This window comes from Paenibacillus ihbetae (assembly GCF_002741055.1).
GTDB lineage: Bacteria > Bacillota > Bacilli > Paenibacillales > Paenibacillaceae > Paenibacillus_AQ > Paenibacillus_AQ ihbetae.
Map to the genome: position 1 here is coordinate 4,661,540 of NZ_CP016809.1, position 12,217 is coordinate 4,673,756.

The window sequence follows — 12,217 nt, forward strand, 5'->3', positions numbered from 1 at the left end:
CCGCCGTAGAGATTCCTACTGGCGGGACGGCCTTATTTACTCGCGTATACCCTCTTTATACGATGCCCTGGGCGATCATGGAATCGGCTACCTTCAGGAAGCCTGCAATGTTCGCGCCGGCCACCAAATTGCCGGGTACCCCGTATTGCTCAGCCGCATCAACGGCATTGTTATAAATGTTCTTCATGATTTGATGCAGCTTCGCATCGACTTCCTCAAAGGTCCAGGACATACGCATGCTGTTCTGGCTCATTTCCAGCGCAGAAACGGCCACGCCTCCTGCATTGGCGGCCTTCGCCGGCCCAAACAGGACGCCTGCTTCCAGGAACAGCTCGATCGCATCGAGCGTTGAAGGCATGTTGGCGCCTTCGGCAACCGCTTTGACGCCGTTGTTGATCAGCGTCTTGGCCGATTCGGCATCCAGCTCATTTTGCGTCGCGCACGGCAGTGCGATATCACAAGGAACCGTCCAAATTCCGAAGCATCCAGGATGGTATTCCGCATGCGGATGGATGCGAACGTATTCGCTGATCCGGAGGCGGTCTCTCTCCTTGAGGAGCTTAACGGTTTCCAGCTGAATGCCCTCAGGATCATAAATATATCCGTCCGAGTCACTGCAGGCTACGACGCGGGCCCCGAGCTGCTGGGCCTTCTCGATCGCATAGATGGAAACATTACCCGAGCCGGATACGATTACGCGGCTGTCTTTGAAATCAAGCCCTTTGGAAGCAAGCATCTCCTGCGTGAAATAAACGCAGCCGTAACCAGTCGCCTCGGTCCGGACCAGGCTGCCTCCGTAGATGACGCCTTTGCCGGTCAGAACGCCGGATTCATGTCCACCGCGAATCCGCTTGTATTGACCGAACATGTAGCCGATTTCGCGTGCGCCTACCCCGATATCGCCTGCAGGCACGTCGGCATCAGGCCCGATATGGCGGTACAGCTCAGTCATAAAGCTTTGGGTGAAGCGCATGACTTCCTGGTCCGATTTGCCTTTCGGATCGAAATCGGAACCGCCCTTGCCTCCACCGATCGGCAGGCCGGTCAGGGAGTTTTTGAAGATTTGCTCAAAGCCCAGAAATTTCACGATGCCGGCATAAACCGAAGGATGGAACCGGATTCCGCCTTTGTATGGACCGAGGACGCTGTTGAATTGAACGCGGAAGCCGCGGTTCACTTGGATGTTGCCCTGATCGTCCGTCCAAGGGACGCGGAAGGTAATCATTCGCTCCGGCTCGACAAGGCGCTCAAGGATTCCATGCTCTTGATATTTCGGGTGTTCTGCCAATACCGGCACGATGGAATCAACGAATTCCCGAACGGCTTGGTGGAACTCGGTCTCATGCGGGTCACGGGATACGACTTGGGAATAAATGGACTCAACATACGCTTGGGCAGCAGCAAGAGGTGAAGAAACAGAAATATTCGTAGTCACTTTTATGATGCACTCCTTCAAATCGTTAAAGTAGGTTGTCGTGAACGTCCGGCAGCAACAGGGTAGGACCATTGTCCAAATAATTTGCACTAAATCGATAAATCATTGTCACAACTGTATGTTAGGTTGATGAGAATTTTATAGAATTTCGGCGTCATTTTCCAATAAAATGTTTTTTATGGACCTATTAAATATTTCTATGCAGGTAACATTTCATGTGAGTTTAAGGGAGCGAAAGTGCTGAAAACTCGGGGGTTTTCCGGTTTCGGGCGGAGTTGAAACATCAGATTTTTCAAGCATCTGCAAGGCTGTTTTCCCGGCTTTCGTCCGCATGCTTTCAGCATCAGAACGAACATGAAAAAAAAGATCGAAAAAAACCCCCTCCCAAGATTTTTCTCGATCTTTACATGTTTTTGGTGTAGAATATATTATTTATCTACTTGGATATATCTATGAAGCCTTCGCCGAATACGTCTCGAACATCATGGATCGTCACAAAGGCGTTTTTGTCCTCGGCCCGAACGATTTTCTTCAGCATCGATACCTCCTGCTTGCTGATTACGATGTACAGCACATCCTTCGGCTGACCGGTATAATAGCCATATCCGCGCAGAACCGTTACTCCCCGGTCCATAATCTCCGTCACCCGTACCGCAATGCGGTCGTGGTGGGTGGAGATGATCGTGACGGCTTTTTTCGGGTTCAGGCCTTCAATAATGAACTCCATGGCTTTGGTGCCGATATAGAGGATGACGACCGTGAACATGACCTTCTCAATTCCGATGACGAAGATGGAGAGACCCGCTACAATCAGATCGAAGAACAGAAGGGCGTAGCTGATGTTCCAGTCCCAATATTTGTTGGCGAGCCGCGCCAGAATGGCCGTGCCTGCCGTCGTTCCGCCTACCCTGATGATGAGCCCGATGCCGACCCCGGCAAGAAGCCCGGCGAAGATCGCATTAATGACCGGCTCGCTTGACGAAATTTCCCAATGCTCCGTCAGGTGCAGGAACAGGGAGTTGAAGCCTACGGCGATGATGGTGTAGACGGTCGTTTTTTTATCAAGCAGCTTGTAGCCGATAATCAGCAAAATGCCGTTAATGACGATGCTGACGAGGGCGGGAGACCATTGCAGCAGGTAGTACATAATAATGGAGATCCCCGTAACGCCGCCTTCCCCAAAATCGTTCGGAATAATAAACAGGTTGACGGCAAGAGCGAACAGGAACGCCCCTACCAGCAGCATAAGCATATCGAACAGCTTTTTTCTCATACGAATACCTCCACTGAATCTAAACTCACAAAAAAAGCGATTAAAGGAAAAAATCATCCTTTAATCGCCTTATGCAAACGTAAGTTGCGCAGCTCTTTTGATACTTTTTATTATATAGGAACATGACATGACTTGTAAATCATTTTTGATCCGTGTCCTCCCTGAACGGACAGAAATAGGAGAGCAACATTTCAAAACGGCCCCTATGGTACAACTGAAAGTGAAATCAGAGGGAATGGATGATAACATGAGTAGGTTGAATGGAAAAGCAGCACTCGTCACGGGAGCCAGCAGGGGGATCGGAAAAGCGATCGCAATGCGCTTGGCTCAAGAAGGGGCATTGACGGCCGTACATTACGGCAAGAACCGGGAGGCTGCCGAGGAGGCTGTGCGCGAGATCGAGCGGAGCGGGGGAAAGGCATTCGCGATCGGAGCTGTGCTGGATTCGGTCCAGCGCGTCGAATCGCTATACGCCGCCCTGGACGAAGAAATTCGGCAGCGGACGGGAGAGACGGGGCTGCATATTTTGGTCAACAACGCGGGGATCGGCCTCGCCGTAAGCATCGATGAGACCTCCGAGAAGGATTTCGACGAAGTGATGCGGGTGAACGTAAAAATGCCCTTTTTCCTGATCCAGCAGGTGCTGCCGCGGCTGCACGACGGGGGGCGCATCATTAATCTGTCGTCGGCAACGACAAGAATATCGCTGCCGGCCGTTCCGGCCTACAGCATGACCAAGGGAGCGATTAACACGCTAACGCTGTCGCTGGCCAACCAGCTTGCTGCTCGCGGAATTACGATCAACGCCATCCAGCCGGGGTTCGTGGCAACCGACATGAATGCCGGAATGCTCCAAGATCCGGCCTCCCGTCAATTCGGCGCGGAGTTCTCCGTTTTCGGGAGATGGGGAGAGCCGGCGGATATCGCCGATGTGGCCGCCTTCCTGGCATCCTCCGAAAGCCGCTGGATTACCGGCCAGTGCATCGATGCAAGCGGCGGATCGCATCTGTGACCTAGGGCGGATCCGACAGGAGGAGCCGTCAGGTTTAAAAGGAGAGCCTGCTTGCTGTATGCAGGTTCTTCGGATACGGCAGCCATCCAGGAAGGTTTGACCTGGGGCATCGTAAGCACAAATGGAGCATAATGAAGGCAGCACTATGAACACAGGTGGGAGCACTGTATGCACAGATGAAGCATCATGCATGGAGGACCGTGCGTGCGCGCAGATGGAGCGCAAGTGCACATGATTATACCCCGTACACATAGGCTGTGTGCACGGGGTATTCATGTTTTTGCTGTAAGCGGGCAAACCTACGCCAGCACCTCCACGGTGAAGCCCCCGGGTGCTTTTACATAGAAGGTCCAACCGTGGGCGCGCTTCGGGGCTGTCGCCTCGAAGCCGTCCTTCGTCAAGCGGCGATGCATCTCGTTCACCTTCTCCTCGCTTTCCTGGATAAAGCCAATATGGAAGGTTTTCGGATAATGCACCTCGGCGCTTTTCATCAGCGTCAGCACAAGCCCGTCATCGTCAAACAGCGCTGCAAAGGCTTCCCCGCGTTCTCCTCCGATCTTCAAGCCGAAGTAGGTTTGCAAGAAATGTTTTGCGGCAGCTACATCCGTGACGGTCAGATTCACGTGATTCAATTTCATCGGCAACACTTCCTTTCAGAAATTGGAAATCTAATATCAGCTTATCACATTCATGCAAATGCGAAGCTTACGCATCAGAAGCATGGAAGTTGCACGGGAAATCCGTCACATGAGTTTAAGGTTACGGTCCAGCCGTCGAACAGAGAGTGGAGTAGAAAACAAAAAATCTAGACATCTCCGGCGTAAAGGTCAGAGAGCATCAAGCAGTAACTGCTCCGCCTTCGCTTGCTGCTCCCATACGTTGCAGGTTTGGTTCGCCAGAATGATGCTCGTCGGTTTCACTCTCCGGATAGTATGCAAACATTACGGCCACCCTGGGGTGTATGCTCTTGCAGCGGCAATAGAAAGCGCAAAAAGGCTGCAACAGCCTGCCTCCCGGCATGCTGTCACAGCCCCGTACACGTGCCCGAGCGCGGACTTGTATTATTCTTCTCCCGTGGCGACCGGGTTCTCCTCATAGCTGATCCAATCGCTCCAGCTTCCGACGTACAGCTTCACGTTCCTATATCCGGCCTCCTTCAGAGCGAGCACATTCGGGCATGCCGAGACGCCGGACCCGCAATAAACGATGACCTCGGCATCCTTTGCAATCCCTGAAAAATGCTCCTGAAGCGCTTCTGCATCCTTCCAATGCCCCGATGCATCCTGGACGCCTTTCCAGAAATAGTTGACTGCGAACGGGATATGGCCGGCCTTCGTATCCAGCGGCTCCTCGATGCCGGCATAGCGGCGCGGTTCGCGGGAATCGATAAGGACAGTCGAACCGTCCTTGGAAGCGGCCCGAACGTCCTCCATGGAGGCGAGCATGGCCGGCTGAAGCGATGGCTCATACGTAACCGGAATGACGACCGGCCGCTCGTCCGTGACGGGGTAGGAAGCGTCCTTCCAGGCCGTAAAGCCTTCGTCCATCACGTAAGCCTGCTCGTGTCCCGTGTATTTCAGCATCCACCACAGCCGGCTGGCAATCATGCCGCCTTGGTCATCATAGATAACGACGCGCACGTCCCGATGGATTCCGGCTTTGCCGAAGGCCGAGGCGAGCTGCTCCAAGTCCGGGAGCGGGTGGCGGCCGCCATGCTGGGCTGCAGGGGAGGAGAGGTCCTTCTCCAGGTCAAGATAAACGGCCCGCGGAATATGCGCCTCGTCATAAGCGGTTTGCCCTTGATCCGGCTGACCCAGGGCAAAACGGCAATCGACGATGACGAGATCAGGCTCGTAAAGCCTTGCCAGCAGCCATTTCATCGATACGATATGATTCATAGAGATTTAAGAGCACCGCCTTTTCATTCGAAATTCGTAATGAATTATATCATATTGCCTGCTGCGATCACGTATATAAGTAAAAAGCCGGCCCGTCTCATAGAATATGAGAGGGGCCGGCACAAGATGCCAATCGGTTAGTAAATGAATGATAGCAATTGCAGGACCAGCAAGATACCTTTGCTTTACTTCAGAGCTTCCAGCAGCATGGAAGTATAAGCGGCTGCGCCTTCCGGCTCCAGATGAACGCCGTCCGAGCGGAAATATTCCGGATGGCCCTTGCTGGCCGAATACCAATCGATGAGCTTCACGTTCGGATACCGGCCTGCAGCGGCAGCCAGCATCTCATTGACGTTCTGCTCCCAATCCCGGGGTACCCGAGTGTTGACGAGCAATACGCGCTGCGCGGGCTCTAATGACTGTAACAGACGGTCCAGGTCCTTCTGCGCGAATGCGCCGTTCGTCCCAAGCCCGATGATGACGGTGCCGCCCTGGATCCGGTTATTCGCCTGCAGCCCGGGCACGAGATCCCTCGCCTGCCGCATTTGACGGCCGATCACCGCATCGACATGAATGCCGGGGATCGCCTTCTCCAGATAAGGAGTGACGCCTAGCATAACGGAGTCGCCGATCGCTGAAACGGCTGCGCCCGATACCGGCTTTTGCGGCTGAGTGCCCGGATCCGGCCTTGCCGGCTCCTCGGGCTTGCCGCTATTGCCGGAATCGCCTCCTGACGGCTGGTCTTGGCCGGCGTGCGCCGAGCCGGACGTATCCTTGGCGGTGTTTCCGGATGGCGGAGTCCCCGTATCCGATGGCTTACCGCTTGTCTCTGAGCCCTCAATCACAGAAGCATCCTTCCCTGCTGAAGGAGGGGTGTCATCCCCTTGATCCCGAACCCCGCTAGGGTCTTCTGATCCTGTACCGCTAGGGTCTTCCGGGCCTGGACCGTTATCGGAACCCTGAGCCTTGCCTTCGGGATTTACCGACTTGTCGGGAGCCGTCGGCTCCGGCGTTTGCTTCCCGTCCGTCTGGCCTGCTCCTTCCGGGACAGCCGACGGATCCGCGGGCTCCTCCCTGGCGGCGGGTTCGGCTGAGGGGTTATCTGCTGGCGGCTGCGCAGTCGCTCCTTCCGGAGCTCCGGCCCCGTTTGGACCAGCGCCAGGCTGATCCAGATCCGGTCCCGGAATGTTAAGCATCGCTGCGATATCGCCTGCCGTTCTCGCGTCCGAAACGCTGCTCATCATGCCGGTGCAGAATATTCCGATCAGAATAAGGGAGCTGAACGATACGATCCAGCCTTTCACGGAAATGGAGGCCGGTCGTTTCCGGAGCGAGCTCAGCCGTTCCTTGAGCTTCCGGAAGCCGCCTCGGCGGATCGGCTGTTCGACATATTTCCAGGACAGGGCAGCCAGAACGATGCTTGCCGCTACCTGCAAGATGATCTGCGGCAGGCTAAGCCCGCTGACGCCGGAAGGCGGGGAAAACAATATCAACACAGGATAGTGCCACAGATAAATTCCATAAGACCGAACCCCGAGCCACAGCAGCGGCTTTCCGCTGAACAAGCGGGACAGCCCGGCCGCCGGGTGGGCCAATACGGCTACGAGCACAGCCGCGGCAATCGAGAAGAGGAACATGCCGCCCCGGTACAGAAACGGATCGTAACGGTCCGCCTTCCACATCATAAGGAGCACAACGAGCAGAGCCAGCATGCCGATCAGATTCAGCGATCGCTTAACGCCAGGCGCTGCGGAGGCGGACAGCTTCCAGCTGGGCCAAACGATGGCGAGTCCGGCACCGATCAGCAGGCCGAAGGCTCTCGTATCGGTCCCGTAATAGACCCGGCTCGGATCCGTTCCCGGCTGATACAGCACACCCATAACCGCGGCCGACAGAAGGGCTCCCGCCGCAATGAACGTGAACAGCTGCCCTCTTTTCGGGAACAGCTTAAGTCCGGCCAGCATGATCAGCGGCCATAACAGATAGAACTGCTCCTCTACGGCCAGCGACCAGAAATGGCCGAGCGGCGAAGGGAGGCCGAAGGATTCGAAATAGGATTGCTGTTGGAATATGAACTGCCAATTGCTTATGTACGTGATCGCCCCGAGGACGTCGCCCCTAAGGTTCGGCAGCCGCTCGCGATCAAACAGGGTCACCCATGCAACGATGAGGATGAGCATCATCATGATGGCCGGCAGCAGACGCCGGAACCTTCGGACCCAGAAGTCCTTCAGGTCGATCCGCCGGTGATGATGCCACTGCGAGGTAAGAATGTCCGTGATCAGATAACCAGACAGCACGAAGAACAAGCTGACTCCGAGGAATCCGCCGCTTGCAAAACCAAAGCCCCAGTGATACGCCATGACGCCGATGAGCGCCAGGGCACGGAGCCCGTCAAGACCGGGCATGTAACGAGAGTGAGACTTACCGGATCCGGGCACGGCCCACGCCCCCTTTCAAGCGCCATGGGCCTGCTCCGCCCTGCAACAGCTGCCGTGTTAATATGTAGGACATATTCACAAACGTCTGGATGTCTCGATATGGATGTGTCATTTGGAACATGGTAAACCTTCCCTTTCATTTAGCAGAAGCTGCAGTTTATGTATTAATGGATCGAATTCTGCAAAATCCTGCAACAAGATGTCATAGCTAATACTACCATCTTCGGAGGAGCAGAAGGTGACAAAATAATGAACCTGAGGCTACAGCGAGATAACAATATAAAGACAGATTTTTCACTTGAGCTTCGGCGGGGATGTGTTTCACGCATGGCGGCTCGCAGACGCCTTGTTAGATGCATAATGGAATGAGGCGATGGAGCAAGACGAAGACAAGGAGAAGACAAAGCTTCCATAAGAAAGAGGAGGCAGTACCTCCTCGTTTTTTGTGATGAATCCCAACGTTTTAGCTGATTATTTTTCACACGGGGCGTATCACTATGGCTGCGTATGATTGCAACTAGCTATACTGCGGCTCCTTCCCGTTTCCGGAAAAATGTCTTCAGCGCTTCGTACACCTCGCCCTTATCCTTGATGACATGATACATAAACTGGTCCAGCTTAATATTCTTATATGCGGACATCAGCGTACTGCTCCGGTTGTATTGGTTGACCTCGCCGTATCCGAACATGTTGCTTACCTTCAGCAGCTCGCCGATCAGCTTGACGCATCGTTCGTTATCGGAAGTGAGATTGTCACCGTCCGAGAAATGGAATGGATATATGTTGTAGTTGGCGGGAGGATACCGGTGCTGGATGATGTCGAGTGCCTTCTGATAAGCCGATGAACAGATCGTTCCCCCGCTTTCGCCCCGGGTGAAGAACTCCTCCTCAGTCACTTCCTTCGCTTCCGTGTGGTGGGCGATAAATACGATTTCAACCTTTTCGTACTGTCTGCGGAGAAAGCGGGTCATCCAGAAGAAGAAGCTTCGCGCGCAGTATTTCTCGAAGGAGCCCATACTGCCCGACGTATCCATCATGGCGATGATGACGGCATTTGATTCAGGGACAACCGTATCGTCCCATGTTTTATAGCGGAGATCGTCGGGGCTGATGCCGTGGATGCCGGGCTTGCCGTCTCTGGCGTTGCGCCGCAAGTTTTCGAGAATGGTCCGCTTCTTGTCAATGTTCGACATGATCCCCTTTTTGCGGATATCGTTAAAGACGATGGATTGTGTCTCGATCTGCTCCTTGTCTTTGGGCTGAAGATGCGGGAGCTCGAGCTCTTCGAACAGCATGTTCTCCAATTCCTCCAAGCTGACCTCGGTTTCCACAATATCATAGCCCGCCTGATCCCCGGCCGATTCCCCTTTACCGGGCTGGGCGGAGGCAGGATCGCGGCCGAGAACGTCACCGACCTTGCTGTCTCCATCCCCTTGACCGACATGCTTTTGTTTCTGGTAATTATAGATGAACCGATATTCGTCAAGACTGCGGATCGGAACTTTAATGATCTGCTTGCCGTCGGACATGATAATATTTTCCTCGGTGATGAGGTCGGGCAGGTTGCGCTTGATCACCTCGCGGATTTTATGCTGGTGGCGCACCTGATCCTGGTAGCCTTTGCGGTGCAGCGACCAGTCTTCGCGGGATACGACGAACGAGTGTGCATCTTTGCTTTGCATGGACAGTCACCTCCCAAGTTGGCGTTGACACTGCTGCCTTCATTCGGCTGTAGTATTTCATTATATTCGGAAGAAAGAGCGATATGTGAGTGCGAATCGGTGCAAGCCATGAAAAAGACATCTTCCCGCCGATCCGGCGAACAAGATGTCTTTGAGACGGGTTACGCATATACGATTATCCGTTCAATACGAAGAGGAATAATGCGCCTATCGTTAGTACGACGACGCCGTTTACGATCGTAGCGATGACCGCTACGGTGCGCTTGCGGATTTTGGAGAAGCACCCGACGATCCCGAGAATGAGTCCGGCCAGATTGATAATCATGACGATGATGAATACGGCAGCCAGCGTAGTCATCGCCTCCTTGGTTTCTTGGGTAGGCTCCAGCACCCCGCTCTCGGTGATATACGGCTCGACCATCGTCGTGCCGAGGGCGCCCAGAAAAATATAACCGAGCAGCGTTACGATCGACAGGACAAACGAGGCGATGCCGAAGCGGGAGTGCTTCCGATCCTCGGGAGGGATGAAGGTCGTTGTCGAATGGCTTGAAACAGGCTTGTCGCCCGAAGACGGCGAGCTAGAATGTTGATCCATGAATACAATCGCTCCTTACTTGGAATGACTTTCGATATGCATGCGCCTGATAGGGATGCTTGACAGGCATCCTTATTAATTTTTCACAAAATGTACCTTAAATCAAGTCCAATCCTGCCGCCAACCGGTGGAAAAGCTTCGTTTCATCCGGTAAACTTAAGGCATAGCGGGGCGGATAACGCCCGTAAGAGAGAAGGGATTGAAACCAATGCGTCGGACATTTATAGCTTGGGGCTCGGTTTTGATGGCGCTGTCTGTGGCGATCGGAGCTTTCGGAGCGCATATGCTGGAAGGAAAGATCTCGGCGGATGAGCTTGCCGTATATGAAACGGGTGTTCATTACCATATGATTCATGGAATTGCTGTCCTGATCGCCGGCATTCTGGCAGGTACGCTTGGAGAGTCGCGGAAGCTGTTCTGGGCGGGAACGCTCTTTATTGCAGGCGTGATCATTTTTTCAGGCAGCTTGTATGTGCTCAGCATTTCAGGCATCAAGTGGCTTGGAGCCATTACGCCGATCGGCGGCGTAGCGTTTATCGCAGGATGGATTACGCTGCTGTCAGCGGCGTTGTCCCGCAGCAAGGCATAGTGCATGGTAAAAGAAAAGAAACGGCTTCGTCCATCCCGGGGAAAGGGAGAGGGCGGAGCCGTTTCTTCTTATCTCGCCGTAAATCGTATGCATGGACGATCAGCTGACGCTGAATTCGTCAATTTCATTAAGCTTGAACGTATATACCTGCTTCTCGTCGACATGGTAGACGTTGACCAGGAAATTGCTCTCATCGTAATTCAGAATACGGCACGGGAGGCTGGTTTGTTTGCCGTGGCGATTGGTCGTCAGGCGAACAAGGCGATTATCCTTGGTGTACACTTTAATCCACTCGAAAGGATCTGTTCCGGTGTCGGGAGCCGAAGCCGTGACGGAAGGTTGACTGACCGTTACGTTCTGCGCTGCAGGCGGGGATGCCGCAGGGGACGGTAAGGGCTTCTCGACAGGGAGAGAAGCGGGAGCCATCTTCTGTGAGGCTTTCGTGATGACGGAATCTTTCTTCGCTTGGACCAATATATTGATGATTTCGCCAAGCTCCATGCCGGATTTGATCCGAAAATCGACGACTTCGGGTTTGCCGTTCAGCATTTCAAGCAAATATTGTAAAGCCAGTGCGTTGGAGGGGCTTTTAACCAAAATATCAACGTTAAATAAAAAGCCGTGGTCCTCGATGTCAGGGTTTGTGTTCATAGCTTTTATCATTCACCAGCTTTCATATGTTTCTACTGAATCAAATATACCATAATTTTGAGATTTTCATAGTCCTAATGTCATACGCGCATACACGATTATCTTCGTTCTAATAGACATTTGCACAATATCGCTGAGAGGAACGTCTCAGGCAGGGAAAGGGCTTTCGCACCATGTCGGCAAAAGAAGAATAAACATAATTCTAGACCTGAAGCGAGAGGAGGTTGATCCGTTTGGTTACGCTGCTGCCGATTGACATTGAAGGACATACCGTCATGGGAGTCGAGGTGAAGCTGCCAAAGACGACGCTGCTTGCCGTCTATACTTCCCGCGGTTATATTATGTGCGGCGCGCTGGATGTCGGACTGCTGAACGAAAAGCTTGCGGACCGGAAGATCATTGCAGGGAGAGCCGTGGGCGTGCGGACATTGGAACAGCTTCTGGAGGCACCTCTGGAGTCGGTGACGCTGGAGGCAGAGAAATGGGGGATCCATCCGGGGTTGCAGGGCAAGGACGCAATTCTTCGGATGTTGTAATGGCGGAGGAGATTTCCGTGAATGAACGTTCTCGGTTCTCCAAGGCATCGAGCGTTGTGGATCATTAACATAAAAACGGACACCCCGGTGTCCGTTTTTCTTATA

At 53.6% G+C, this 12,217-nt stretch carries 11 protein-coding genes; 3 read left to right on the forward strand and 8 right to left on the reverse strand.

Annotation, left to right across the window (positions count from 1 at the left end; translation table 11 throughout):
* Positions 1-55: 55 nt before the first annotated feature.
* Positions 56-1,435 (reverse strand): NADP-specific glutamate dehydrogenase, encoded by a 1,380-nt coding sequence (gene gdhA, locus BBD41_RS20940; RefSeq protein WP_077567795.1) that lies wholly within the window; start codon positions 1,433-1,435, stop codon positions 56-58.
* 436 nt (positions 1,436-1,871) lie between these two features.
* The gene (locus tag BBD41_RS20945) at positions 1,872-2,708 is read right to left on the reverse strand and encodes a YitT family protein (RefSeq protein ID WP_077567794.1); all 837 of its coding nucleotides are present in this window, start codon (positions 2,706-2,708) and stop codon (positions 1,872-1,874) included.
* A gap of 247 nt (positions 2,709-2,955) precedes the next feature.
* On the opposite strand from BBD41_RS20945, the gene BBD41_RS20950 reads away from it, so the two are divergent.
* Positions 2,956-3,720: an SDR family oxidoreductase gene (locus tag BBD41_RS20950; protein WP_099480723.1), complete on the forward strand. Its 765-nt coding sequence runs from the start codon at positions 2,956-2,958 to the stop codon at positions 3,718-3,720.
* Between the two features lie 299 nt (positions 3,721-4,019).
* Here BBD41_RS20950 and BBD41_RS20955 read toward each other — a convergent pair whose 3' ends face one another.
* From BBD41_RS20955 to BBD41_RS20975, 5 genes are all read right to left on the reverse strand, one after another.
* Entirely contained in the window at positions 4,020-4,358 is a 339-nt protein-coding gene (locus BBD41_RS20955) for a VOC family protein (RefSeq protein WP_099478619.1), read from the reverse strand.
* A gap of 423 nt (positions 4,359-4,781) precedes the next feature.
* A complete protein-coding gene (locus BBD41_RS20960) occupies positions 4,782-5,618 on the reverse strand; it encodes a sulfurtransferase (RefSeq protein ID WP_099478620.1) in 837 nt (278 codons plus the stop codon).
* Positions 5,619-5,803: 185 nt separating this feature from the next.
* A complete protein-coding gene (locus tag BBD41_RS20965; protein WP_099478621.1) occupies positions 5,804-8,059 on the reverse strand; it encodes an acyltransferase family protein in 2,256 nt (751 codons plus the stop codon).
* A gap of 521 nt (positions 8,060-8,580) precedes the next feature.
* On the reverse strand, positions 8,581-9,741 hold the full coding sequence (gene yhbH, locus BBD41_RS20970) for a sporulation protein YhbH (RefSeq protein ID WP_077567790.1): 1,161 nt from the start codon (positions 9,739-9,741) through the stop codon (positions 8,581-8,583).
* Between the two features lie 175 nt (positions 9,742-9,916).
* Complete coding sequence (locus BBD41_RS20975) at positions 9,917-10,336, reverse strand: hypothetical protein (protein ID WP_099478622.1); 420 nt, start codon at positions 10,334-10,336, stop codon at positions 9,917-9,919.
* Positions 10,337-10,544: 208 nt separating this feature from the next.
* Here BBD41_RS20975 and BBD41_RS20980 point away from each other — a divergent pair, with 208 nt between their 5' ends.
* On the forward strand, positions 10,545-10,925 hold the full coding sequence (locus BBD41_RS20980) for a DUF423 domain-containing protein (RefSeq protein WP_099478623.1): 381 nt from the start codon (positions 10,545-10,547) through the stop codon (positions 10,923-10,925).
* A 99-nt stretch (positions 10,926-11,024) separates the two neighbouring features.
* Here BBD41_RS20980 and BBD41_RS20985 read toward each other — a convergent pair whose 3' ends face one another.
* Positions 11,025-11,576 (reverse strand): hypothetical protein, encoded by a 552-nt coding sequence (locus BBD41_RS20985; protein WP_237086847.1) that lies wholly within the window; start codon positions 11,574-11,576, stop codon positions 11,025-11,027.
* Between the two features lie 233 nt (positions 11,577-11,809).
* Here BBD41_RS20985 and BBD41_RS20990 point away from each other — a divergent pair, with 233 nt between their 5' ends.
* Positions 11,810-12,112 carry a YunC family protein gene (locus tag BBD41_RS20990; protein WP_077567786.1) on the forward strand — a complete coding sequence of 101 codons (303 nt, stop codon included), beginning with the start codon at positions 11,810-11,812 and terminating at the stop codon, positions 12,110-12,112.
* Positions 12,113-12,217: the final 105 nt, after the last annotated feature.

Bases quoted from the DNA above. Each gene is read 5' to 3' on its own strand.
- BBD41_RS20945 (WP_077567794.1), bottom strand. From the start codon at position 2,708: ATGAGAAAAAAGCTGTTCGATATGCTTATGCTGCTGGTAGGGGCGTTC.
- BBD41_RS20950 (WP_099480723.1), top strand. From the start codon at position 2,956: ATGAGTAGGTTGAATGGAAAAGCAGCACTCGTCACGGGAGCCAGCAGG.
- BBD41_RS20955 (WP_099478619.1), bottom strand. From the start codon at position 4,358: ATGAAATTGAATCACGTGAATCTGACCGTCACGGATGTAGCTGCCGCA.
- BBD41_RS20960 (WP_099478620.1), bottom strand. From the start codon at position 5,618: ATGAATCATATCGTATCGATGAAATGGCTGCTGGCAAGGCTTTACGAG.
- yhbH (WP_077567790.1), bottom strand. From the start codon at position 9,741: ATGCAAAGCAAAGATGCACACTCGTTCGTCGTATCCCGCGAAGACTGG.
- BBD41_RS20975 (WP_099478622.1), bottom strand. From the start codon at position 10,336: ATGGATCAACATTCTAGCTCGCCGTCTTCGGGCGACAAGCCTGTTTCA.
- BBD41_RS20980 (WP_099478623.1), top strand. From the start codon at position 10,545: ATGCGTCGGACATTTATAGCTTGGGGCTCGGTTTTGATGGCGCTGTCT.
- BBD41_RS20985 (WP_237086847.1), bottom strand. From the start codon at position 11,576: ATGAACACAAACCCTGACATCGAGGACCACGGCTTTTTATTTAACGTT.